This window comes from Metamycoplasma equirhinis (genome assembly GCF_006385185.1).
Taxonomy (GTDB): domain Bacteria; phylum Bacillota_I; class Bacilli_A; order Mycoplasmatales; family Metamycoplasmataceae; genus Metamycoplasma; species Metamycoplasma equirhinis.
The window spans coordinates 14,789-41,488 of the sequence record NZ_VFIX01000006.1; the positions used below are offsets into that span (position 1 = coordinate 14,789).

Below are 26,700 nucleotides of genomic sequence, written 5' to 3' on the forward strand. Positions count from 1 at the left end.
AATATTAATATGAAAAACACCAATAATCGTGGAATGATGCTTGAAAGTATAATAAATAAGACAAATATTTTTTATTTAAAAAATAAAATTGCTATGATTCATAAGAAAAATTTAGATGTTTCATTTAGCAAGATCAAAATTGAAAATCGAAAACTTTTACTAAAAGATGCCGAGATAAAATCTAAGAGTACCGTTGACTATTATGGTGTCTTTCAAGGCAAATTTATTGCATTTGAAGCCAAAAGTACCGAGGAAAAGAATTTTAAATTAAAAAACATTAAGCAACATCAATTAGAATATTTATCATTAATTGAATCTTTTGATGGAATTGCTTTTTGAATAATATATTTTAAGATGCAAAATGATTTTTTAATTATCAAACATAAGAATTTAATGAAAATAATAAGCGAAAATAAAAATACGCTAGTCTATAAAGATGCAATAGCGTATGGATATTCATTAAATTTGGATTTTCCCGGTATATTAGATTACATCAAAATTGTTAGTCATTTTTTTTAATTTTTTTATAATTTTCATACTGCGCGGTAATTCGTTTTTTGTAAGTATCAGAAAATTTGAAACGAGGGTCTAATTTTGCTTCAACATTCAAAACTACTTTAGTAATATTGTGAACTTTTGTTTTTTTAGGAATATATTTTGCTGAAAAAAGTCCCAAGCCTGAAATAGATACTGTTTTTTCTTGTGCGATTTGATCAGAGACAATTTCAATTATTTCATCAAAAATTGATTCAATAATCGCTTGTTGAAATCCTGTTTTTTCGCTTGTTTTGATAATAAGTTCTTTTTTGTTCATGTTTTCTCCTTATTCTTTTTTGAGCGGTCTAGTCATAAGTGACTTTATTACATCATGGACATCTAATTTCAAATAAATTATTTTATATAGTGCCTCTACAATTGGCAATTTTAGTATTTTATTTTTAATAAATTCGTTGTAAATTACCTCAATTGATTTTAGTCCCTCAATTGTAATTTTACTTGAATCGAAGTTTTTATCAAAAAAGTTTTTTCCAAAAGTATAATTTCTTGATTTTGAAGAAAGGGCAGTCAAAATTAAATCACCTAGCCCGGTGAGACCATAAATCGTTTCTTCTTTACCACCTTTTAAGTTGTTATATAGTTTCATTTCATTGATGCCGCGTGTGATTATTGCTACTTGTGTATTAGTTGAATAACCCAGGCCTTCAGCCATTCCTGATGCTATGGCGATAATGTTTTTAAAAATTGAACCAATTTCTGCGCCTTTAACATCTAATTGTGAATAAACCCTAAATGAATCATTCGAAAAGATTTTTTGAATTTCCGAAGCAAGTTCAATATCATATGACACAGCAGAAATAGCGGTAATATTTTTTTTAACAATATCAATCGCGAACGAGGGGCCAATCAATGAGACAATCCCTTTTACAAACTGGTTTTCTTTTGTTAAAGTTATCATTTGCTCATGAACCGAAAAATTAGTTCCTGGTCAAAATCCCTTTGCAACGTTAATAATAACTGCTTTATTGCTAAGATTAGAAATAACTTTTTTAAATACTTCGCTAATAAATTTAGTTGGAATTGCAAATAAGACATATTCAACGTTTTCTAGTGATGAAAGTATGTTATTTGATACTTTGAATTTCGGTAAATCAAAAACATCGGGGAAATATTTAAGATTTTTTCCACTTGTTAGATCATTTAATTCTGCTTCTTCAATACCATAAATTGTAACATCATGACCATTATTTACTAAAACAGAAGCACAAGCTGTACCCATTCCGCCAGAACCTAAAACAAGAATTTTAGCCATTATTTTTCTCCTTTTTGGTTTTTGTTGCGTAAAACAAGCTCAATAGGTGTGCCAGAAAAATCAAAATTTTCTCTTATTTGATTCTCAATATATCTTAAATAAGTAAAATGTGCCAATTCAATATTGTTAACAAATAAAACAAATGTAGGTATTTTAGCAGCAATTTGTTTTGAAAAAGTGATTGATAAACGTCGACCATTAATTGAACTAGCCGGTCTAATCATTTGTGCTGTCATCATTAATGTATTTAATTGATTGGTATTTATTTTTCGTGAAATATTATTTTTAACTTTTATTATTTCATCTCTCAATTTGTTAATTCGATTTTTATCCTTTGCTGAAATGAATACAATTGGAGCTCAGTCAACAAATTTTAGTTTCTGTGACAAATTTTTTTTGTAATGGGACATTGTATTGGTATCTTTTTCAATTAAATCTCATTTATTAACAATAACAATTAACGGTTTTTTAAGTTCATATGCGATACCGATAATATTTTGATGAAAATGACTAACCTCATCAGTTGCGTCTAAAACCAATAAACATAAATCAGCTTCTTCAATTGATTCATTTGCGCGCATTAGAGCATAGTGTTCGACGCTATCTATCAATTTACTTTTTCTTTTAATTCCGGCAGTATCAACTATGTCAAACTTTTCGTCATTAATAAATATTGTGCTAGTAACTGAGTCACGTGTTGTTCCAGCAATATCACTAACTATTGAGCGATTCTCATTGGCCAAAGTATTTAACAAGGTGCTTTTGCCTACATTAGGTTTTCCTAAAATCGCTAATTTAAAGTTTTTAAGATTACTATCTTCGACATTACTAAAATTATTTATTACACTATCTAGCAAATTACCGACACCATCGCCATGCATTGCACTTATTGGAAAAATTTGACTAAAACCAAGTGTATAAATTGAATTATCAAAGTATTCAACTTTTTGACCTTCCAATTTATTTATTGCTAGCAAAACTGGCTTATTAATTTTTCTTAATATATTTGCAACATAAAAATCTTCGGTGGTAAGCGAATCATTTCCATCGACTAAAAAAATTAAAACATTAGCTTCATCAATTGCGATTTGCGCTTGAATTTTAATTTGTTTTTTAAAATCTTCTTCTTCAATTGTTATTCCACCAGTATCAATAATTTTAAATTCTCTCCCGGCTCAAGAAGCATCTGAATAGAGACGATCTCGTGTTACACCAGGTGTATCATAAACTATTGATTTACGTTTGTTAATTATTTTATTAAATAAAGTGCTTTTACCTACATTAGGTTTGCCAATAATTGCGACAACATTATTATTCATAATTGCCTACTTTCTCATTAACAATATCTAACATAACTTTAAAATTTTCCTCGACACTCATATTACTCGAATCAATTTCTATCGAACCTTCTGACACTTTAAGTGGATCAATGTCACGATTCATATCATTATAATCACGAATTTTGATTGATTCTAAAACATCATTGTAATTTGAAATAATTCCCATTTCAGCATCTTGCTTAACACGACGTTTTGCTCTAATTTCCGCAGAGGCTCATAAAAAAAATTTAACTTCGGCGTTAGGTAAAATTCGATATGTAGCATCTCGCCCATCAACAATTATTCCCTTATGTTTATTAGCAAAATCTTGAATAAAAAGATTTACTTTTTTTCTAATTGAAGCAAATTTTGCGATTTTTGATGCTGCTTGTGAAACTTCATCGTTTCTAATTGATAATGAAATATCATTTCCTTTAAAAATTATTTTCCCATCTTCGGTAATATTCAAATCATCAAATTCTCAAGATTCATTAATTTGCTTTTCATTTTTAAAATCTAAATTTTGCTTAATTGCATTAAAGGCAATTACGCGATAAAAACTACCGGAACTTAAAAATTTGTAGCCTAATTTTTTGGCTAGCATATTCGACATAACGGTTTTTCCTACGCCGCTAGGTCCGTCGATGGCAATGTTAATTTTTTTAGTCATGATTTTCCTTTTTTATTTTACTTTGAATTAATTTTATTATAAATTTCCTTAGCTTCGGAATTTAATTCAAATAATTCATTAGCATTTGGCATTTTTGGCTCTAATTCAATTTGAGAAATTATATTTTTTAAAAAATCTATTTCTGTATAATCAAAAAATTCAGATTTTTCTAATTTTGTTTTTAACTTATCAAAAAAATCTTTGGAATTAGAGTTTATTGAAAAATTTTCTAGTAAGGATTTTAAATATGCGTTTTTTGGTTCTTGAATTTGGCGAATATTTAGTGCTTTATTTATTTGTTCAATTATTTTTTTATCGTTTTTACATTTTTGTTCGAGATTGCGAAGCTCAATTAATAATTGTTTATTTTGTTTTTTCATTATTAAACTTTTTCAATATTAAACGTCTTTAAAACACCAAGAGATTTAAGATTTTTATCAATTTTAGAAACATATTGAAATGTAATTGTTAAACTGTTTAGTTTTTGGTTTCAAATAACAGCTTTATTGCCATCATTTTCCAGTAAAACTATATCATATTTATCCTTAGGATATATATCTGGAAAAGCATTATAATCTTGCATTGATTTAACAAATTTTGCAAATATTGCATTGATAAATGAGTCTTGTGAAAATCATTCTTTATCGTTGAGAGCATCTTCAATTGCTTTTTGCAATGTTTTGGCATTATTCAAAAGTTTTTGTTTATTTTCAGGCGAAATCGTATCTTCTTTTGCTTGTTTTGTTAATTGCGCAATTAATTCGTTACAGCTTTTAATTAAGTCATCTAAACTATTTTGATCTTTAGCCTTATCAACTTCTTTTCCGGTAATTGACTTTAAAATTTCATTCGCTTTTTTAAATGCTTTTTGTAAGTGTGAAATTTTCAAATTAGTAATCGCTCTTATTTCTTTTGCAAAATCTTCATTAATTAGAGGAAGATTTTTGTAATAATCGCTACCTTGATCTCATTTTTCCGAAATAGTCAAAATTGTGATTACTTGTGCATTTGCATAATAGTATTTAGATTTAGGCGTTTCGCGAATTTCTGATGATTCATGTCTTCCGCTAGCATATTCGTAATTTAAATAAATTTCATAACTAACTTTTAGTTCATTAGGTTTGTTGGTAAGTTCAATATTTTTGTATTTAAATTTTAAATATTTGGTTTCTTCATAATTTAAACTAGTTTCAATTCAAGTTGACAAAAATTCATTTGCATCAAATAATCTTGGCACATTTTCAAGCAATTTTTCTTTAGCCTTTTTAGATATTTTAGGGTTTTCTAGTTTTCTTTTAATATCAGGATGTGACTCAAAATATGCATTACGTTTCTCATCCGCAGACTTCTTACTATTTTGAAAATTATTGTATAAATCGCTAACATTAGAAGGACCGATTGACAATGGGATTATTTGCACTTTTTTAGCGTGTTCTAAAAAATTTTCAGGGCTTCAATATACTTTTTTAATTTTTTTTGTATTTTTCATAACAAAATAAATTGCTCCACCAATTGAAGTTAATACAACAACTGCACCTAATCCTCAAGATAAATTAACAAGTAATTTTTTGCGATTCATTTTTTTCTTTTCCATGATGCATTAATTTTATAATAATTTTTTATTTATAAATAAAAAAGGTAAATTAGCTTTGTACAAAGCAAAACAAAAACTCGTAATTTTATAAATTACGAGTCTTAACTTAATTTTATTTATTACTTTTTTTACCTCAAAAACGGCGTTTTGGCTGATCAATATTTTTAATGTAACGGCATGTTGGAAAATTAGAACAACCGATAAATTTATTATGTTTTGCTTTTGTGTAACGATAAAGAAGTTGAGATTCGCACATCGGACATTTTTCATCAATTATTTCTTGTGGTAGAACTGTTATTTCAATAGTTTTACTTACATCATCAAAATGCTCGTTGAATTTTTCTCAAAAATCTTGCATTAGTAAACGATAATTTTCCTTACCTTCGGAAATCATATCAAGTTCTTCTTCAACTTTAGCTGTGTATTCTTCGTTAATTGTTTTAGGAAAGCCATTTATTAGCTTATTTAAAACAATTTTTCCAAATTCAGTAGGATGCAGATAATTATTTTTGTTTTCAACAAATAAACGATTTTTTATAATATTAATAGTTGAAGCGAATGTTGAAGGTCTTCCGACTTTAATATCATCTAGCATTTTAATTAATGAACCTTCATTATAACGAGCGGGTGGAGTTGTTTCTTTATCTAATTTTTCAAATTCCTTAACCGAGACTCTGTCGCCTATTTTATACTCCGGTAGCGCCTTAACTACTTCGTAGCCGGAAACAGCGTAATATCCATCAAAAATCACTTCTGTATATGACATTTTAAAATAATGTATTCCGTTTTGTAATTCGTATTGATAAACTTTACGTTTTGGCGGTGTCATTAAAGCCATAATTGTTTTATCATAAATTATTTTATAAATATAACTATCAACTTCATTTAACGCATGTTTTTGGATTGCCTTTTCAGGTGTTAAATAAATATCTGTAGGTCTAATTGCTTCATGGGCATCTTGTGCACCGGAAAAACCTTTAATTTCATTAGCCACATAATTTTCACCAAATTTATTTTTTATAAAGTCTTTGGCTTTATTTATAAACGAATCATTCATTCTAGTAGAATCAGTTCTTGGATATGAAATTAAACCAGCTTCAAATAATTTTTGCGCACTAATTTGAACAATTGAAGATGAATATTTGGCTTCTTTATATAAAACGGATTGTTTAAATGGAGTAATTGCAGCTTCTTTTCGTTCGAAAATTTTATAATCGGTTACATCTAAATATAAATTTTTATTTAACGTTGTTAAAATATCAATTGCATGTTGTTTATCTATTCATGTATTATCGTTTTTAAAATCTAAATTATCCTTGAAAAATAAATGAGCAATTACGTCATCAGAAATTTTAGCATCAATTTTAGAATATAAAACAGGAACAAACTCTTCAATTTGCTTTTCTTTATCAACTACAAGTTTTAACGCTATTGATTGCACTCTTCCCGCCGAAGGTGTAGTTGGCGTGTTTTTGATTTTTTGTTGCATTAATTGTGAAAGTTTAAATCCAATAATTCTGTCAAGCATTCGCCTTGATTTTTGGGCATCAACTAAATTTTTATCAATTTCTAGAGGATTATTGATTGCAAAATTTATTGCTTCATCGGTAATCTCATTATATTTAATACGTTTGTATTTTTTTTCAAGTTTCAAAGTAGTAACTAAATTATTTGCAATTGCTTCGCCTTCGCGATCAGGGTCAGTTGCGATCAAGACTTCAGTTGCATCTTTTGTAACTTTTTTTAGTTCAGAAATAATATTTTTTTTGGCGGGGTCTGGAACCATGTTAGGTTCTCAGTTTTCAAAGTCTATCCCGAGATTACCCACACCTTTTGTTGCAAGTTTTAAAATATGACCGACCGAAGAAACAACAGTTATTTTATCGCCAACATATTTTTGAATTGTGCTCACTTTATTTGGCGATTCCACAATCATTACTTTCTCACTCATTATTTATCCTCCAAAATTTAATGTTAATATAATAGCATAAACAAAACAAGATATAAAAAAATGGATTAGAATTGTTCTAACCACTTCTTATAATCGTTGTCTTTTGCATTTTCAAAAATTTCTTTAATTTTTGAATCATCGCGTTTAGATAATTCAGGAATATATGGTTTTATAGAAACAATCAAGTTTCCTTTTTTTGATGAATTTCTAATTGGAAAACCATAATTATCAATAGTTATAACGCCATCTAATTTCATATTTCTATTAAGTTTTATTTCTTTAAAACCATACGGAGTTGGAATTTTTATGACTTCCTCTAAAATTATTGATTTTATTGAAATTGGCATATTTAAGATAATATCGTTATTTACACGTTCAAAGTGTTTGTGAGATCTTATTGCAATAGTTATATATAAATCGCCATTTTCACCACCATTAGATGATGGCAAGCCATAATCACGCAAAATTAATGTTTCGCCATTTTTAATGCCTGCTGGAATTGTAATTGTTTCAATTGATTTAATTGTTTCATTGCCTGAACCTTTGCAATTATGACATGGTGTTTTAATAGTTTTACCAAGACCTGAACATTTGTTACATGTGCTAACACTCGAGAAAAATCCCATCCTTTGTTCAATTTGGCCGCGACCATTACATTTAGGACATTTTATAATATCACTAGGTGTTTCAGCGCCGCTTCCATTACAATGCGAACATTTTGAGGATTTCGAAAGTTGAATTTTTTCAGTTTTTCCAGTTATAGCATCCATGAAATCTATTGTTATACGTGAGTTCAGGTCATCGCCTTTCACTTTATGGCTGCGTTTATTAGATGAACCGCCAAAACCAAAAATATCCTCAAACACGCTTCCAAATCCACCGCCAAAACTGTTTCCCGAACCAAAAAAACTACTAAAAATATCTTCTGCTGATGAGTAATTAAATCCACCTTGTTCAAAAGCACTATGACCAAACTGGTCATATTTTTTTCTCTTTTCTGGATCCGATAAAACTTCATAAGCTTCAGTCACCTCTTTAAATTTTGCTTCCGCGTCTGGTGCTTTATTTCTATCAGGGTGATATTGCATTGCCAATTTACGATAAGCAGATTTTATTTCTTTTTCAGATGCCGATTTTGAAACACCCAACACATCATAATAATCACGTTTGTTATCTTTCATAATTTACAATTTTAGCACAAAATAAAATTGAGTGCTAACTTTTGATATAAATATTCGTGGCAATATTAAACAAATTAAAATAGATATTTTTCTTCAAATTTGAGCATTATTTTTCGAATTTGTAGTCACGTAAATCGTTTCTTGCTAATATGGCTATTCTTTCTTTTGAATTAATATCTCTTAATATTAATACATTATTAAATTTTGCCTTAAATCATTTAGCAATATTGTCATCAATTTCGAACATCAATACTCCTTTATTATTTAAAAAATTATATGCTTGAGAACAAATTATTTTGTATGGTAAAAGTCCATTGTTTTTACCTACTAAGGCATTTTTTGGTTCATATTTTAATGATTTGCTTAAATTTTTTAGCGTTTTTAAATATGGCGGATTAGAAATTATTAAATCATATGTTTCATTTACTTTTTGGAATCAATTTGATTTAATAACTGAAACATTTAAGTTATTTAATTTAGCATTAAGTTTAGACTGTTTAATAGCTTGTGAATTTCTATCAACTAATGTGACATTGCATTTTTTGTTTTTAGCAATTGATAACCCAATAAAACCAGATCCACACCCTAAATCTAAAACCTTTGATTTACTATTGAGATATGGATATGCAGCAATAATTAATTCTTCGGTTTCATATCGTGGAATTAGCACTTTATAGCGCAAATCTAAATGAACATTTTGTAAAATTTGAAAACCAATAATTTTTTGAACGGGCACATCTTTTTTTAATTTTTTTAATTCTTTTTTAGAAATAAAAAGCGGTAGGTTATATCTTTCCTTTTCCCGCAATAATTCGTTTTTATCAATCATTAAAGACCAACCTCTTTAATTTTTTGTGCCTTTTCTTCCGCTATTAATGCATCAATTATTTTTTGTAAATCACCTTCAATAATCGTTTTTAGCGAAGTTGAAAAACCAATACGATGGTCAGTAACACGATCTTGTGGATAGTTATAAGTTCTAATTTTTTCGCTGCGATCACCAGAACCGGCTAGTTTTCTTAGCCCACTTTCTTCGGCTTCACGTTTGCTTACTTCCATTTCATAAAGTCTAGATTTTAAAACTTTTAACGCGGTTTCCCTATTTTGAATTTGGCTTCTTTCATCTTGCGAGGTAACTACGATTCCAGTTGGTTTGTGCGTTATTCTAACCGCTGAATCAGTTGTATTAACTGATTGCCCGCCAGCGCCGGAACTTCTAAATACATCAATTTCAATATCTTCCGGTTTAATATCAATTTTAACATCTTCATCAATTTCAGGCAAAACAGTAACGGTTGCAGTAGAAGTATGAACTCTTCCTTGAGTTTCCGTTTGAGGAACTCTTTGAACGCGGTGGACACCACGTTCAAATTTTAGTTGTGAAAAAACTTTGTCGCCTTTAACGCTAAAAATAATTTGACTAAACCCGCCTGCTGCCCCATAAGTAGAATCAATAATTTTTATTTTATAATTTTTCGCTTCACAATATTTTTGATAAATTTTAAATAAATCACCTGAAAAAATATTTGCTTCATCGCCGCCGGCAGCTCCTCTAATTTCCATAATAACATTGCGTTTATCATTTTCATCTTGAGGAAGCAACAATTCTTTTATTTTTTCTTCTAGATTTTCTAAATCTTTGATTTGATTATCGATATCGTTTTTGGCCAATAAAATTAATTCCTCATCTTTTTCGTTTGCTAAAATCTCTTTTGATAAATTGTAAAGTTCCTCAACATTTAGATATTTTGTAAATGTTTCATAAATTTCTTCAATATCCGCTTTTTCTTTAGCTAATTTGGTGTATTGTTTAATATCATTATATATATCAGATTCATTTAATTTTTTAGCTAGATTTTCATATTGCTTGGCAATAGAAAATAATGATTCTCGCATTGTCTTTTCCATAATTAAAAATTATAGCAAAATAAAAATGCTAAACCTAAATGAATTGAGCATTTTATAAATCAATATTAAATACTTGAACCTTTTTGCTGATTACAATCATGACATAAGGTTTGTAAATTATCTAACGTGGATTTACCCCCTCGTGATATAGGAATAATGTGATCAATTTCTAAATTTTTATTATATGCTCCACACCGTTTGCAACAATAATTGTCTCGACTATAAATTTCAAAACGTATCTTATTAGAGACTTGACCATGTTCCACTTTATTAATTGCTTTACGTATATCTAAATCAATACATAAATTATTTCAATTGCGCTGTCTTAATTTTTTAATAATAGTCACAATTTCAGAATACGTAAATACTTCTTCCTTTGTTTGAAATATGTGAGTTTTATATAGATTAGTTAGATGCAAAATTACACCAATTTTATATTCTGAAATAGGCTCAGGTTTTATATTTTTATAAAAGAGAGAATTTTGAATTTTATTAATTTTGATAAGCGAATAATGTTTTGGTGCAATTTTGAAATCTTTTAATTCAATATTAGCCAATTCATTTTTGTATAACTCATATAAATTTTTATTCTCAGATGCGAGTTTTGTTTTTTTGAAAAATATGTTTTTATAATAATCAGAATCTAAAAGGTAAATTAAATATTCTTTACAACTAATGTTATTAAAATAATTTTCATTGTCATAAAAATGATCATATTTATCAATTCATTCAAAAAAATTAAATTGATATTTATTATTTAAAGATTGCAAATTTTGTAAAGCTTCGCTATTTTCTAGAACGTATTTTTTTAGTTTTTTAGCACGCTTAACAATAAATACGTCAATTAGAATTGCTATCAATATTGTAAATACAAATATTGCGATTGCTATGCCTAATATGTAATATTTCTTCATGACTAAATTATATAAAAAATAAAGCTAAATTAGCCTTATTTTTTGTCAGTTTTTGCATATACTGATGCAAATTTTCTATTAATTCTGTTTTCAAATTTAACGATTCCATCAATTAAAGCATATAGAGTGTCATCTTTGCCACGGCCAACATTTTGCCCTGGAAAAATTTTTGTTCCTCTTTGTCTATAGATAATACTTCCCGCTAAAACAAATTGTCCGTCAGTAGCTTTAACACCTAATCTTCTACCGGCTGAGTCTCTACTATTAGAGGTCGTTCCACCAGATTTCGTATGTGCCATATTATTTCACCTTTATTTCTGAGATTTTAACTCTTGTATATGGTTGACGGTGTCCCAATTTGCGTTTGTGTGTTGATTTTGCATTATGTCTATAAACAACAATTTTTTTTGCTTTTCCTTGCTTTTCGATGGTTCCTAAAACAGAAGCTTTTTCTAAGTAAGGTGTACCGATTTTATCTTCAATTGCTAAAACTTTGTCAAATACAACGTCGTCGCCTTCTACACCTGCTATTTTTTCAACGTAAATTACATCGCCGGCTTTAACAATTAATTGTTTTCCGCCTGTTTCAATAATAGCAAACATTACTTTGCCTCCTTATATTTTGTCGCATCTTTAAGGTACTAAATTAGTTTGAAAAACCTTTTTAGAATGGTTACTATATAAGTAACTGTTTTATTATATCAAAAAATAAAAAAAGCACCGTTGTTTAGTGCTTTTTTCTATTCTTCTCAAACTTTTTCGTAATCTAAGTTTTCACTTTCTTCATTAATGGCAATTTGTTCTTCATCAGATGGGCTATAATCGTCATGAACTTCTTGAATAATAGCGTCAATATCTATATTTTCAGTTGATTCTAATTCAGCATCTTCATTTATGTTCTTAAAATATGCTATTGATGGTTTAATATCATATTTTGAATAAGATTCAAAAGGATATAAAGCTGTTCCTGAAGGAATTCTCTTACCAACAATAATATTTTCTTTTAGACCACTTAAAGTATCTGTTCTTGAAGAGATCGCTGCATGAACCAAAATTTTTGAAGTTTCTTGATATGAAGCAGCTGCTAAAAATGAATCAGATAATAAAGGAACTTGTTTTGCACCTTTGATTACAACTTTACCAAATGCTGGTTTAAGACCTTTAGTCAATAATTGAGCATTTTCTTCTTGATAGTCAAAAATATCAACAATTGCACCAGCGAAGAATTTCGAATCACCAGGATCACTAATTACAATTTTTGACATCATTTGGCGAATAATAATTTCGATATATTTGTCGCTAATTGCAATACCTTGAATACGATAAATTCTTTGAATTTCTTTTAGTAAATAATTTTGAACGGTAATTGTATCAGTTAAATTCAATAATTCTTTTAAAATGATTGGACCTTCTGATATTTTTTGACCAATTTCGATTTCTGATCCAATTTCTACTCTTAATTTTTTATTTGTTGAGACAAAAATTTTTTGTATTGTTTTTACATTTTTTGCATTTTTGATTTCAATTGAAATTAAATATGAAGTTTCATCAGTTTCAGATTTTTCGATTTTTGTAACTTTTCCAGCATAAGGAGAAATTACTGCAGGGCGACCTCATGGTTGTTCGTGAGCATCAATTAATTCAATAAGTCTAGTAAAACCACCAGTAATATCCTCTACACCAGCGACACCACCAGTATGGAAGGTACGCATTGTTAACTGTGTACCAGGTTCACCGATTGATTGAGCAGCAATAATACCAACAGCTTCTCCGATGTTAACAATTCTATTTGTTGCCAAGTCTTTACCAAAACACATTTTACATACACCGTTACGAGTGTTGCAGCCCAAAATTGATCTAATCTCAACCTCGGTAATACCTAAATCTTCGATTCTTTTAGCTATTTTTTCAGTAATTAAGACGTTACGATCGCAAACCATTACACCGCTTGGCGAAATTACTGGTTTATTAGTAAATCTACCAACAATTCTTTCTTTTAGTGAAACAATAATTTGATTATTTTTAGTATCGATAATATCTTGTGCTACATATCCATAATCAGAACCACAGTTTTCTTGTCTTACAACAATGTTTTGAGCTACATCAACTAATCTTCTTGTTAAATATCCAGATTTAGCAGTGTTTAAGGCGGTATCAGTTAGACCTTTTCTAGCACCATGAGTTGATGAATAGAATTCAAATGCAGTAAGTCCCTCAATAAACGATGATTTAACAGGAACTTCAACAGTTGATCTAACAACTCTATCGTTTTTAGCATCGGCTTTAGTGGTTTTTGTGTTGTTAGCCATTAATCCACGCATACCAGCTAATTGGACATAGTTAGCAATATTACCACGAGCACCCGAATTAATCATTGTAATAACAGGATTTTGTGGGTTTGATTTAATAATATCTTCTAATACCTTTTGAAGTGATTCTTTAATATCGGCTCATTTTTTGATTGTTAACGAGTATCTATCATCATCAGTAATTAAACCTTGATCGTAGTATTGTTTCAATTTAGCAATATATTGGTCGCCTTCAAGAATAAATTCTTCTTTTTTATCGGTTTCTAAAATATCTGAAAATGAAATCGAGATACCAGATGTAGTTGAATAGTCAAATCCTAGTTGTTTGATATTGTCTAATATTGAAGCAACAAAGTTTGTATATTTAAATCAAACTTCATCTAAAATTTGAGCTTTTTCTTCAGGAGTTAAAGGAATTTTGATTTCATCATCTTGTGCTTTAGATGCACGATAAATATTTAACGCATCCACTTTGTCTCTAGCTTGTTTAGTAAATTCATCTAATAATAATGCGTGTTCTTTGTCAATATTTTCATTTTTATATGATTTCAATTCCATGAAGTTTTTCAAAATGCCAACTTCATTACTATCATCTAATTTATCAATTACTGATGCAATTTCTGCGACAGTAGTTGTTGCAACATATTTATCAAAAATATAACGAATAATTTTGGCAATATTTTTCTTGTTGAATCCTTCTTGCAATGATAATTCATGCTTTATATACTCTGAAATGTCAGTTGGCGCAGATACAACATATTTGTTATTGAATGTTTTGTTATATTCTTCTAATGAAATTGCTTTATTTACATTATTATCGTAAATAAATGGGAATGATTTAGGAAAGATATTGTTAAAAATAAATTTACCTACTGACGAAATTACATATTGTGGTGTTGCTGATGGATTAAGCAAACGATAATCTTTAACTTGTTCCGCTGGCATTGCAACCCTTGCGTGTAATGAAACTTTTTTGTTTTCAAGCGCACGCATCATATGGTCAAAGTTATCAAATACCCTGCCTTCACCCTTAGCATTTTCTTCCTCAATTGTTAAATAGTAAAGACCAAGAATCATATCTTGTGAAGGATTAATAATAGGTTCGCCATCTTTTGGACCTAAAATATTTTTATTAGCAAGCATTAATTCACGGCTTTCTAATAAAGCTTTTTCTGAAATAGGCACGTGAACAGCCATTTGGTCACCATCAAAATCGGCGTTAAATGGAGTACATACTAATGGGTGTAATTTAATAGCTTTTCCACGTACTAAAACTGGTTCAAAAGCTTGAATTGAAAGTCTATGTAAGGTTGGTGCTCGGTTTAAAAGCACTAATTTTCCCTTAATAGCCTCAGCAACGTGAGGTCAAATAATAGGATTTTGATCTTCAATTATTTTCTTAGCGTTTTTAATTGTGGTTGCTACTTCTTTTTCGATTAAACGTGAAATAATTCATGGCTCAAATAATTTTGCTGCCATTTCACGAGGAATACCACATTGATGCATTTTAAGTGATGGGCCAACAACAATAACTGAACGACCAGAATAATCAACACGTTTTCCTAATAGATTTTGTCTAAAACGGCCTTTTTTTCCGGTCAGAGCGTCGCTAATTGATTTAAATGGACGATTATCTTTTGATAAAACAGGGTTTGGACTTCTTCTTTGGTTGTCAATTAAAGCGTCAACTGCTTCTTGAATCATTCTAAGTTCATTTTGGATAACTAAAGTAGGAGCATCTTTTTCTTGTCATTGTTGTAGTCGGTTATTTCTAATAATTACCCGGCGATATAATTCGTTAATATCAGAAGTTGAGTGACGACCACCATCTAATTGAATTAATGGACGTAAATCAGCGGGAATAACCGGCAAATTGTAAATTAACATACTTGTTGGATCTTGCTTTGATTCAATAAATGCATTAATCACTTGTAAACGTTTGTATAATTTTTCACGATTTTGTTTCGAAGTTGAAGCAAATTTTTCAGGGTTTGCAAATTCTTCAGAATTTAATTTTCTAATTTCTTCAGAAACAAATTCCTTTTCTTTTTGTAGATCAAGATTTTTTAATAAATATTCAATTGCTAAAGCGCCGGTACCAATTTTAGCATCACAATAATGTTCAATAACTTCGTTTAATTCATAGAAATCAATACCGTATTCTTGGCCAATTTTAGAAGTCGCTTTATCAACTAATGTGTCAAGAGTATCTTTAATGTCTTCATAAGCTTCGCTATTTTCTTCAAAGCGTAAAAGCAATTCTTCTAGCGCCGCTTTATATATAACGGCAGCATCATTAATTTCAATAATTTGATTTTTAGGTAATGATTTTAAACCACCGTCTTCTAAAACGATATGATTTTTATAGTAAATTAAGTTTTCAAGTTCTTCACGACGAACCGAATCTTGGCCTTTACTTGTCCTTAAACCTAATAATTTGTAAATAATTGAGTGATCAACTTTAAAATATCAAAAGTGAACTACAGGACTATTTAATTTAATATGTCCCATATGATTTCTACGTGCCATTTTGGGCAATATTTCCACATGTTCTTGACGACAAAGTTCTGTTCTTGTGCAATATTCGCCTTCATTTATTTTTTTGTATTTATAGCCACAGACTGGACAACGATAATCAATAATAGGGCCGAAAATTATTTCATCAAATAATCCACCACGTTCCGGTTTATAACTTTTGTAATTAATGGTTTCTGGCTTCGTAACTTCACCATGAGATCATTTAACAACATCTTCAGGGGTTGCAAGAGCTAATGAAATTTTAGCAATTCTTTCTTCTTGCAATAAATCATATTTACTACTCTTTTTCATTATTCTGCTCCTCCTTCAAATTCTTGATAGTATTTTGTATCAATTCTTTGAATGTCATCATCTACTTCATTTTCATTTAATTTTTCGTGAGCTTCTAACTTAATACCTAAACCACGTAATTCATATGCTAGAACGTTAAATGATTCTGGCATACCTGGTTTTGGCAATTTAACGTTTCTTGCCAATGAATTATAAAGTTGGTTACGGCCTAAAATATTATCTGACTTATACGTTAAAAGTTCTTGCAATACATTTGAAGCTCCATATGATTCAATTGCTCATGTTTCCATTTCACCAAATCTTTGACCACCATTTTGGCTTTTTCCGCCAAGTGGTTGTTGAGTAATAAGTGAATATGGTCCAACAGAACGAGCGTGCATTTTATCATCAACCATGTGATATAGTTTAAGATAATACATAATTCCTACCGAAATAGGATTATCAAATGGTTCACCAGTTCTTCCATCATAAACAACCATTTTTCCACTTGGGTCAATTTTTGCTTCTTCTAAAATTTCGCGAATTTGATTGTGAGTTATGCCATCAAAAATTGGGGTAACAAATTTAGTATTTAGTTTTTTAGCAGCCAAACCTAAGTGAAGTTCTAAAACTTGTCCAATATTCATACGAGAAGGAACACCCTGAGGGTTTAAAACAATATCAAGTGGAGTTCCATCTTCTAGATATGGCATTTCTTCAACTGGTAAAACAATTGATACAACACCTTTATTACCATGGCGTCCAGCCATTTTATCACCGACTTTAATTTTACGTTTTTGAGCGATAGAAACTTTAACGATTTTATCGATTCCGTCTTCAAGTTGGTCGCCTGTTTCACGGCTTAAAATGTCAACAGCAACAACTGTGCCGTTATGACCGTGTTTAACTTTTAGTGATGTATCTTTTCTTGAAGTTGTTTTTTGGCCAAAAATAGCCGCCATTAATTTTTCTTCAGGAGTTGGGTTTTCTTCGCCTTTTGGCGAAGTTCTACCAACCAAAATGTCGCCGGCACTAACTTCAGAACCAACTTTAACAATTCCGTTTTCATCTAAGAAACGTTTAGAGAAATTAGAAACATTAGGAATATCATCCGCAGTTAGTAAATCATCTCCTGCTTTAGAATGTCTAAATTGAATAGTTTGTTCTTCAATATGAATCGAAGTATAGACATCATCTTTTACTAATCTTTCCGATAAAACAACGGCGTCTTCATAATTGTAACCATGTCATGTTGTAAAACCAACTAACACGTTTTTGCCTAATGCTAATTCACCATCTTGCATAGAAGGGCCATCAACTAGCAAATCGCCAGCTTCAATGCGTTGATTTAATTTTACGATTGGTATTTGGTGAATTAAAGTACCTTGATTACTTCTTTCAAATGTTCTTAAATGGTAGACATCTGGCTTGCTTAACCCGTCTGGAATAATTTTTATAATTTCTGCATCAACATAACTAACAACACCAGCGCGTGTTGCACAAATGTTTGTTGATGAATATTTAGCAATATCAGCTTCCACACCGGTTGCAACTAATGGTTTTTCAGGAAATAGAACAGGAACGGCTTGACGTTGCATGTTTGATCCCATAAGTGCACGGTTAGCATCGTCATTTTCTAAAAATGGAATTGCTGATGCGGCTATTGATGTCATTTGACGGTTGGATACACCAATATAATCAACTTCATCAGCTGATACTTCGACAAATTCGTTGTCACGTCTAGCCATAACTTTTTCATCAACAATAACATTATTTTTAATGTGAGTTGTTGATTGCGCAAATGTATATCCAACTTCTTCAATTGCGGTTAAATAAATAGGTTCGCTAAAATCAACTTTACGGTTGGTAACTTTAAAATATGGTGATTGAATAAAACCGTATTTATCAATTTTAGAAAATGAAGCCAAGTTTAGAATAAGTCCGATATTAGGGCCTTCTGGGGTTTCAATTGGACAGATTCTACCAAAGTGAGTAGGGTGAACGTCACGAACTTCAAATTGTGCAGTATCACGGTTTAATCCTCTAGGTCCAAGTGATGTAATTCTGCGTTTATTTGAAATTTCTGCCAGCGGATTACATTGATCCATGAATTGTGATAATTTTGAAGTATTAAAAAATGATTTAAATTGGTTAAAAATTGGTTTATTGTTTGTTACATTTTTAGGTGTAATTTTATCAATATCCTTAGTTGAAATTCTTTCACGGGTGTTTTTTTCTAACTTAATTAGTCCAATTCTAAATTGATTTTGAAGTAATTCACCAATAGTAACAATTCTTTTATTAATAAGTGAATCAGGATCATCATCAATTCCCACTTTTGAAAGTAAATTAAAGTAATATGAAATTGTTGCGACAATGTCAGGTACTAATAAAAACTTTTCATTAGCAGTAGGGTCGTTACCCAATACCTGAATTTTTTGATCATTTAACATGTCTTTTTCGGTTGGATATATTCAAACTGAAGGAACATATAAACGATTACGTAAAACTTGAATTTCTTCGGGTTCATTTTCTTGCGGCTCTACTTGTGAACCATAGACATTTTCATCAATATTAGGTAAATGTCACATAGGAATGATGCCATCTTCAAATTCTTTGTGAATTTTGCGTGCGATTTCTCAAGTAATAAATGTGTTTTTTTCATGCAATAATTCACCATCTTCAGAATATAGATTTTCTGCAAGATATGAATTTGCAATTCTTTCCTTTACATTCAATTTACGATTTAATGTAAAGCGGCCAGTTTCAGTCAAGTTATATCTTTTTTCATTAAATAAAGTCGAGGGAATTAAATTACGAGCAGAATCTGCTGTCATTCTATCGCCTTTTCTTATTAAACGATAAATAGCTTCTTGTGCTTCTAATGTGCTATCAGCATTTTCAAATTTTGAAATTTTGTCTTTCTTTAGCGTTTCTTCTAATTCGGGCACATTTCCAAACATCATTCTAATGCCATCTTCATTAAAACCTAAAGCTTTTAGAAATGTTGATAATAAAAATGATTTATTTTTGTCGATATGAATCTTTATTGTATCAGTACCAGAAGAGGTTACTTTATGATAAATTTCTACTCATGAGCCAAGTTGTGGAATAATTTCCACTTTGTTAAATAAGTCATTTGCTTGCTTATTTCTAACGTTAACCCCAAAATATGCTCCTGTTGATCGAATTAATTGCGAAACAATGACTTTTTCAGAACCGTTAATAATAAACGATCCACCATAAGTCATTATTGGAATTTCAGCAAACACAACTTCTGAATCTTCGACTTCACCAGTTATCGTGTTTGTTTGTCTTAATTTAGCTTTTAATTTTCCTTGATATGAAGAGCCTTTTTGTTTAGCTTCTTTTATGCATTCATATTCAATTTTTTTTGGATATTCAAAATGCGCAGAATTGTGGATGTAATCAATTCTTACTTTTCCGTTTGCTTCAATTGGATAAATATTTCTTAATTCTTCTTCAATGCCTTCCTTAAGAAATTTTTCAACCGATTCTCTTTGCATTTCCAAAAAGTCAGGGGTCTCAAATTTATGTTGGCTAATTGAGTAATCTCTTCTTTCGGTAATTGGTCCAAACTTTCTTAGTTCATATTTTGATTTAATCGCCATATCTTTCCTCATTTTTTAGTTTATTTTTTAAATTAATATTTTATTTGTGATATTTGCACGTATATGCATACGTATATAATAAAAAAGCAAAAAAGGCTTTGAAAAGCCTATTTTTGATTTTTTAATTATTCTAAAACTACTTCAGCTTTAACTTCAGCTAGTTTTGCTTTAATAGCTTCCGCTTCTTCTTTCTTAACATTTTCTTTTAGAACTGCAGGTACTGATTCAACTAATTTCTTAGCATCCATTAATCCTAGACCTAATAAATCTTTAACAGCTTTAATAACTGCTAATTTGTTTCCTCCGTCTGATTTTAAAGTAATGTTAAATACTGATTTTTCTTCAGCGGCTTCAGTAGCGGCGGCTGGAGCAGCAGCAGCAACTACAGCAGTAGGATCAATTCCAAATTCTTCTTTTAATCCTTCTACTAGTTCCATAACTTCTTTAATGTTCATTTCTTTTAATGCTGAAACGAATTCTTCTTTTGTTAATTTTGCCATAATAATCTCCTTGTTTTAATGTAATTATTCTGATACTTTTCCTTGTTTAACTAATTCATTCAAACCAATTGCTAAATTTCTGATTGGTGATAGTAATGAATTTCCAAGAATCATAAGTGATTCTTCGTATGAAGGAAGCTTAGCGATTTCGTTTAATGCTTTTGCGTCTACAACTTTATTTTCGTAAATTCCAGCTATTAATTCAAATGCTGGAAATTGTTTTTTAAATTTAACTAAAGCTTTTAAAGTTGTTAAATCATCTTCTTTTGCAAATGCATAAATATTTTGACCTAATAAATAATCGTTTAAGTCAGCATGATTTAATTTGTTTAATGATTGTTTAACTAATCTATTTTTGTAAACTTTCAATAGAACGCCTTGTTTAGCTAAATCATTACGAATTGATTGCAATGAAGCAACATCTAAAGTTTTATAGTTAACAACATATAAAGCTTTGGATTCAGTAATGTTTTTAGCGATTTCATCGACAACTAAAACTTTAGCATCTCTTAAAGCACTCATTTTTCCTCCTATAAATTATAATTGCAATATTCAAAAAAGTAAGCATACTTGGTAACATATTAAGCTTTCAGCTGTTACTGTCTTCGTATATTGCGTGCTTATTATATCATAATAAAAATAATTTCTACAACAAATTTGGATATTTTTTGTTGGCAGAAATTAATGTAATAATATTGCTAATTTAAGGTGTTTATTTATGATAAAAACGATTTTTTTCATATTTAGGATCTTCGGTTAAAAATATTCCTAATCTAGAGAAAATTTCAACATCTGTTTCAGATAAAATAACAGTTGAATGAGCATCAGCATTTTTTAATTTCGGAATTGATAACATTGCCTTTTTTGCGTTTTCGTTTTTTTCAGCTGATGCTGAAAGAACAATTAAAGTTTCATTCATATGCAAACGTGGATTTTGATTATGTAAATAATTAATTTTTAAATCTTGAACTAATTTTATAACCGAAGGCTCTAATAAATCAATTTCTTTAGGAATTTTTGCCAAGTATTTCAATGCATTTAATAACGCGGCTGAACTTGGCCCTAATAAATTAGATGTTTTGCCGCGTACAATGTAATTATCCGACAATGAAATTGTAACAGCCGGCATTTCAGTGGTTATTGAAAGTAGATGTGCTTCCGTTATTGCTTCGTTAAGTGAATAATTAATGTTATTTTTCTTTAAAATATCTTCGATTTTTTTAACACTTTTAATTGTGCCGATATCTTTTTTCAAATCAACCATAGCGTGAAAATAACGACGAATAATTTCCTTTTTAGAAGCTATAATTGCTTTTTCTTCATCTTCAATGCAAAAACCAGCCATATTAACGCCCATATCAGTTGGCGATGAGTAGGGACTATCACCATAAATTCTTTTGAATAATGAATTTAAAACCGGAAAAGCTTCAATGTCGCGATTATAATTTGTTGCCTCTTTTTTATATTTTTTCAAATGAAAGGGGTCTATCATATTTTGGTCATTTAAATCTGCCGTTGCGGCTTCATAAGCTAAATTGATTGGATGATTAGGCGCCAAATTTCAAATTGGAAATGTCTCGAATTTTGCATAACCTGATTTAATATTATGTTTTGAATCATGATAAATTTGACTTAGAGCAACTGCAAGTTTGCCAGAACCCGGACCGGGAGCGGTAATAACAACTAATTCTCTTTCAGTTTTAATGTAATCATTTTTACCAAAGCCATTTTCAGAAATAATACTATCAACATCGTTGGGATAATTTTTAATGATATAGTGACATGAAACGCAAATTCCCAATTTAGTTAATTTATCTCTAAAACGTTTTGCGTTGGCCTGTTCATTATAATGAGTAATAACAACATTTTTAACTAAAAAATTATATGAACGATATAAATCAATTAAACGTAAAATATCTTGGTCGTAACTTATTCCTAAATCGGCATGTAATTTATTTTTTTCAATATCACGAGCCGATAGCACTAATAATATTTCTATTTTTTCTCTTAATTTAAGCAATAAATTAAGTTTTGCACTAGGGTCAAAACCAGGTAAAACTCTACTAGCATGTGAATCAAGTAATAGTTTACCTCCAAATTCTAAATATAATTTATTGTCAAATTGTTCAATACGTTCCTCGATGTTTTTTGATTGTAAATCTAAATATTTGTAATTATTAAAGGCCTCTTTCATTATTCATCTCCAGTTTTGTTTTATTAATTATAATGGATTTTAATTTTGCTATAAGCAAATTAAAAATAAATAAACGCTAGCGAGTTTTTGCCAACGTTTATAAATTATTTTATTAATTAATCTTCTTCGACTTTAACTTTTCCACCACGTTTTTTGATGATTTCATCAGCTAAATTGCGAGGCAATTTTTCATAGTGGTCAAATCACATTTGATATGTTCCACGACCTGTTGTCATTGATCTTAGTTGTGTAGCATAACCAAACATTTCGCTCAATGGAATATATGATTTAATAACGTGTGCGCCATCATTTCTGGTTTCATTATCTCTAACTTGTCCGCGTCTTCTTGAAATATCACCCATAACATCACCGAAAAAGTCCTCGGGTACAACGACAGCAACATCCATAATAGGTTCCAATAGAACTGTTCCTAATTGTTCACGACCCTTTGTAAGTGATTTAGAAGCAGCGATTTTATATGCTAATTCTGAAGAGTCAACTTCGTGGTATGATCCATCGAATAATGTTGCCTTAATATCAATCATTTGATATCCAGCAAGAATACCAATAGCCATTTTTTCTTTAAGACCTTTTTCAATTGATTTGATGTATTCTTTAGGAATTTTACCACCAACAATTTTGTCAACAAATTCAAATCCACCATCTGGGTTTGGTTCATATTTAATTCATACGTGACCGTATTGACCTTTACCACCAGATTGTTTCTTGTGCATTCCTTCAACTTCAGCTGATTTAGTAATAGTTTCACGGTATGAAACTTGAGGAGCTCCAACAGTTACTTCAACTTTAAATTCACGTTTTAGTCTATCAACAATAATGTCAAGGTGTAATTCACCCATACCAGCAATAATTGTTTGACCAGTTTCTTCATCAGTGTAGTATTTAAATGTTGGGTCTTCTGCTGAAAGTCTCTGCAATGCCAATGACAATTTTTCGGAAGCGTCTTTTGTTTTAGGTTCAATAGCTTGTGAAATAACGGGTTCTGGGAAGTTCATATTTTCTAAAACAACTTCTTTTTGTTTTTCATCAATTAAAGTGTCGCCCGTGGTTGTGAATTTTAAACCAACGGCAGCAGCAATATCTCCTGTTCGAACTTCATCAATATCTTGACGGCTATTTGCATGCATTAATAAAATACGGCTTAATCTCTCTTTTTCGCCTTTGGTTGAGTTAAAGATATATGAACCTTTTGCTACAACACCTGAATAAACTCTAAAGAAAGTTAGATTTCCAACAAATGGATCATTCATTACCTTAAATGCTAATGAAGAGAAAAATTCTTCATCGTCTGCAGGAATATGAAGTTCTTCATCGTTCTTATATGCTTTCATTGGTGGAATATCAATAGGTGATGGCAAATAATCAACAATAGCATCGATCATAAATTTAACACCTTTGTTTTTAAATGATGTTCCACAAACAACTGGAAAGTATTCTGAAGTTAATGTAGCTTTTCTGATTGCCTTTTTCATTTGTTCTGGAGAAACTTCTTGTTCCATTAATAAAGTTTCCATAACATCTTCATCGTAATCAGCTAGTGATTCAGCCAATGAAGCACGCATTAATGATGCTTCATCTTTTAAATAATCAGGAATAGCGATTTCAGTTAAATTTTCATCAATCGATCCGTCAAATTCATATGCTTTCATTGTAACAAGGTCAATAACGCCAGAAAATTGTGCTTCTTCACCAATGTTTAATTGAATAGCGTGTGCATTTGCGCCCAATAATTTTTTAAGTGATTCAATAGATGCTTTAAAATTAGCGCCCATTTTGTCCATTTTGTTTACGTAAACAATTCTAGGAACTTTATAATTTGTTGCTTGTCTTCAAACTGTCTCAGTTTGAGGTTCCACTCCGCTTTGTGCATCAAGTACTGTAACAGCACCATCTAAAACACGTAGTGAACGTTCAACTTCAATAGTGAAGTCAACGTGTCCTGGGGTGTCAATAATGTTTAATCTTTTACCTTTTCAAAAAGCTGTGGTTGCAGCTGAGGTAATAGTAATACCACGTTCTTGTTCTTGAACCATTCAGTCCATTTGTGAAGCTCCTTCGTGGGTTTCACCAATTTTATGAATTTTACCAGTGTGGTATAAAACTCTTTCTGTTGTAGTTGTTTTACCGGCATCAATGTGAGCCATTATACCGATATTACGATAATCTTCAATTTTATATTCTCTAGCCATATAAGTATCCTATTATCATCTAAAGTGTGCAAACGCTTTGTTTGATTCAGCCATTTTGTGGGTATCTTCACGTTTTTTAATAGCTCCACCCATTTTATTTGAGGCATCAATAATTTCATTTGCAAGCTTTTCTTCCATAGTTTTTTCGTTTCTTAATCTAGCAAATTGAATTAATCATCTTAGTGCTAGTGTTTGTTTTCTTTTTGCACTAACTTCACAAGGTACTTGATAGTTTGAACCACCAACTCTTCTTGATCTTACTTCTAATTGAGGACTAATATTTTCTAATGCTGTATTAAATACTTCAAAAGAATCTTTTCCGGTTTTTGTCTTTACAATTTCTAATGCGTTATATAAAATGTTTTCAGCGATTGATTTTTTACCGTCTAGCATAATGGTGTTAACTAATTTAGTAATAATTTTTGAGTTAAAAACTGGGTCTGCTAGAACTTCTCTAACTGGTGCTTTATGTTTTCTTGACATATTGTTTCCTTTCTAACTAATAATTAATTACTTTTTGGTTTTTTAGTACCATATACTGAACGAGCTTTTTTTCTTCCATCTACGCCGGCTGCATCTTGTGTTCCACGCACGATTGTGTATCTAACTCCGGGTAAATCTTTAACTTTACCGCCGCGAATTAATACAACTGAGTGTTCTTGTAAATTGTGTCCTTCTCCGGGAATATATGCTGTAACTTCTTGTCCATTTGATAATCTAACACGAGCATATTTACGAATAGCTGAGTTAGGTTTTTTAGGCGTCATAGTTGCAACACGAGTACATACGCCACGTTTAAATGGCGCAGGTATTGAGTTTTCTTTTTTTTGTAAAGAGTTATACATTTTACCTAAAGCAGGAGCTTTAGATTTTGTAGTTTTATCTTTACGGCCTTGTTTAACTAATTGAGCAACTGTAGGCATTTTAAAATCCTTTCATTTTAATTTAATTAAATGTTTTTATATTATATAAATGTTTGGTATTTATGCTATTTAACAAAATACGTTAAAATTATACAACAACTAATCCGGTGTTTAACATTTTTTTATAAATTTTTATAAACCCTAAAAAAATCATTTTTACTTGGAATTATTTAATAAAAAAAATCATCGCTATTTTGGCGATGAAATTATCCGATTTTGGCTTTTTCTTCTTTGGCTTCTTTTAAAATATTATTTATTTCTTCGGTGTATTTTAGAATTTCTTTTTTAGCAATTGACATATCAACAGTTTGTGGTAATTTATTAATTTTTTCATTAGCCTTTTTGGCAACTTCGGCGTATTTCGGATTTATTAGTTCTGTTTTAACATAATTTAACAAACTAGTTTTAGCAATATAATAATCGGCAATAATGTTATATTTTTCTTGCTTTAATTTGATATACAAAGAAATTAAATCATTAAATTTATTTTCATAATTATTAATAAAATCTTTTAATTCGTTATTTTTTGCGATTTTTTCGTTTTGCATATCGTTAACCATTTTGGTTAATTTGTCTTTGAATTCTTTAATATCAGTATCTTTATCATCTTTAAAATATTCATTAACATCGCCAATAAGCGATATCATTTTGGATTTTAAACCATTTAATAATTTGTATTTAACATTTGAAAAATTACATGAACTTGATAAAACCGGAATTGTTGCGCACATCCCCAAACCGGCAACCATTATAGGCAAATAAATTTTCTTTTTCATA

General features: G+C 30.0%; 23 protein-coding genes. 1 reads left to right on the plus strand and 22 read right to left on the minus strand.

All coding sequences use genetic code 4. The annotated features are described in order from the left end of the window. The first annotated feature begins 9 nt into the window (after window positions 1-9). Entirely contained in the window at window positions 10-519 is a 510-nt protein-coding gene (gene recU / locus FJM08_RS08080; protein WP_140031625.1) for a Holliday junction resolvase RecU, read from the plus strand. On the opposite strand, the gene FJM08_RS02445 is transcribed toward recU, so the two are convergent. The 22 genes from FJM08_RS02445 to FJM08_RS02550 form a co-directional block, all read right to left on the minus strand. Then, entirely contained in the window at window positions 503-814 is a 312-nt protein-coding gene (locus FJM08_RS02445; protein WP_140031626.1) for an HU family DNA-binding protein, read from the minus strand. The two genes, recU and FJM08_RS02445, sit on opposite strands and share 17 nt — an antisense overlap. Before the next feature lie 9 nt (window positions 815-823). Beyond that, window positions 824-1,810: an NAD(P)H-dependent glycerol-3-phosphate dehydrogenase gene (locus FJM08_RS08085; protein ID WP_140031627.1), complete on the minus strand. Its 987-nt coding sequence runs from the start codon at window positions 1,808-1,810 to the stop codon at window positions 824-826. Then, entirely contained in the window at window positions 1,810-3,129 is a 1,320-nt protein-coding gene (gene der / locus FJM08_RS08090) for a ribosome biogenesis GTPase Der (RefSeq protein ID WP_170177183.1), read from the minus strand. The genes FJM08_RS08085 and der overlap by 1 nt, the downstream gene beginning before the upstream one ends. Continuing rightward, window positions 3,122-3,799 (minus strand): (d)CMP kinase, encoded by a 678-nt coding sequence (cmk, locus tag FJM08_RS02460; RefSeq protein ID WP_140031629.1) that lies wholly within the window; start codon window positions 3,797-3,799, stop codon window positions 3,122-3,124. The genes der and cmk overlap by 8 nt, the downstream gene beginning before the upstream one ends. A 17-nt stretch (window positions 3,800-3,816) precedes the next feature. Then, window positions 3,817-4,179 carry a hypothetical protein gene (locus FJM08_RS02465; RefSeq protein WP_140031630.1) on the minus strand — a complete coding sequence of 121 codons (363 nt, stop codon included), beginning with the start codon at window positions 4,177-4,179 and terminating at the stop codon, window positions 3,817-3,819. Between the two features lie 2 nt (window positions 4,180-4,181). Further along, entirely contained in the window at window positions 4,182-5,393 is a 1,212-nt protein-coding gene (locus tag FJM08_RS08095; protein ID WP_140031631.1) for a hypothetical protein, read from the minus strand. 112 nt (window positions 5,394-5,505) lie between these two features. Beyond that, the gene (gene topA / locus FJM08_RS02475; protein WP_140031632.1) at window positions 5,506-7,344 is read right to left on the minus strand and encodes a type I DNA topoisomerase; all 1,839 of its coding nucleotides are present in this window, start codon (window positions 7,342-7,344) and stop codon (window positions 5,506-5,508) included. 65 nt (window positions 7,345-7,409) lie between these two features. After that, window positions 7,410-8,525 (minus strand): molecular chaperone DnaJ, encoded by a 1,116-nt coding sequence (gene dnaJ, locus FJM08_RS02480; RefSeq protein ID WP_140031633.1) that lies wholly within the window; start codon window positions 8,523-8,525, stop codon window positions 7,410-7,412. A gap of 106 nt (window positions 8,526-8,631) precedes the next feature. After that, window positions 8,632-9,354: a peptide chain release factor N(5)-glutamine methyltransferase gene (locus tag FJM08_RS08100; protein WP_140031634.1), complete on the minus strand. Its 723-nt coding sequence runs from the start codon at window positions 9,352-9,354 to the stop codon at window positions 8,632-8,634. After that, a complete protein-coding gene (prfA, locus tag FJM08_RS02490) occupies window positions 9,354-10,433 on the minus strand; it encodes a peptide chain release factor 1 (protein WP_140031635.1) in 1,080 nt (359 codons plus the stop codon). The genes FJM08_RS08100 and prfA overlap by 1 nt, the downstream gene beginning before the upstream one ends. Window positions 10,434-10,498: 65 nt before the next feature. Then, entirely contained in the window at window positions 10,499-11,347 is an 849-nt protein-coding gene (locus tag FJM08_RS08105; protein ID WP_140031636.1) for an HNH endonuclease, read from the minus strand. Window positions 11,348-11,382: 35 nt separating this feature from the next. Then, the gene (gene rpmA / locus FJM08_RS02500) at window positions 11,383-11,646 is read right to left on the minus strand and encodes a 50S ribosomal protein L27 (RefSeq protein ID WP_140031637.1); all 264 of its coding nucleotides are present in this window, start codon (window positions 11,644-11,646) and stop codon (window positions 11,383-11,385) included. 1 nt (window position 11,647) lies between these two features. Next, window positions 11,648-11,950, minus strand: a complete 303-nt coding sequence (gene rplU / locus FJM08_RS02505) for a 50S ribosomal protein L21 (RefSeq protein WP_140031638.1) — start codon at window positions 11,948-11,950, stop codon at window positions 11,648-11,650. A gap of 137 nt (window positions 11,951-12,087) precedes the next feature. Continuing rightward, window positions 12,088-16,485, minus strand: coding sequence for a DNA-directed RNA polymerase subunit beta' (locus FJM08_RS08110; RefSeq protein WP_140031639.1), 4,398 nt, complete (start codon window positions 16,483-16,485; stop codon window positions 12,088-12,090). Further along, a complete protein-coding gene (gene rpoB / locus FJM08_RS08115) occupies window positions 16,485-20,096 on the minus strand; it encodes a DNA-directed RNA polymerase subunit beta (protein WP_140031640.1) in 3,612 nt (1,203 codons plus the stop codon). Before rpoB ends, FJM08_RS08110 begins: the two co-directional genes overlap by 1 nt. A 125-nt stretch (window positions 20,097-20,221) precedes the next feature. Next, window positions 20,222-20,596: a 50S ribosomal protein L7/L12 gene (rplL, locus tag FJM08_RS02520; protein ID WP_140031641.1), complete on the minus strand. Its 375-nt coding sequence runs from the start codon at window positions 20,594-20,596 to the stop codon at window positions 20,222-20,224. Window positions 20,597-20,620: 24 nt separating this feature from the next. Further along, complete coding sequence (gene rplJ, locus FJM08_RS02525; RefSeq protein WP_140031642.1) at window positions 20,621-21,118, minus strand: 50S ribosomal protein L10; 498 nt, start codon at window positions 21,116-21,118, stop codon at window positions 20,621-20,623. Window positions 21,119-21,308: 190 nt separating this feature from the next. Beyond that, a complete protein-coding gene (locus tag FJM08_RS02530) occupies window positions 21,309-22,790 on the minus strand; it encodes a DUF1846 domain-containing protein (protein ID WP_140031643.1) in 1,482 nt (493 codons plus the stop codon). A 116-nt stretch (window positions 22,791-22,906) separates the two neighbouring features. Continuing rightward, the gene (gene fusA, locus FJM08_RS02535; RefSeq protein ID WP_140031644.1) at window positions 22,907-25,000 is read right to left on the minus strand and encodes an elongation factor G; all 2,094 of its coding nucleotides are present in this window, start codon (window positions 24,998-25,000) and stop codon (window positions 22,907-22,909) included. A gap of 12 nt (window positions 25,001-25,012) precedes the next feature. Then, on the minus strand, window positions 25,013-25,483 hold the full coding sequence (gene rpsG / locus FJM08_RS02540; protein WP_140031645.1) for a 30S ribosomal protein S7: 471 nt from the start codon (window positions 25,481-25,483) through the stop codon (window positions 25,013-25,015). 23 nt (window positions 25,484-25,506) lie between these two features. After that, on the minus strand, window positions 25,507-25,923 hold the full coding sequence (gene rpsL / locus FJM08_RS02545) for a 30S ribosomal protein S12 (RefSeq protein WP_140031646.1): 417 nt from the start codon (window positions 25,921-25,923) through the stop codon (window positions 25,507-25,509). Between the two features lie 206 nt (window positions 25,924-26,129). Further along, window positions 26,130-26,699 carry a hypothetical protein gene (locus tag FJM08_RS02550; RefSeq protein ID WP_140031647.1) on the minus strand — a complete coding sequence of 190 codons (570 nt, stop codon included), beginning with the start codon at window positions 26,697-26,699 and terminating at the stop codon, window positions 26,130-26,132. Between the last annotated feature and the right edge of the window lies 1 nt (window position 26,700).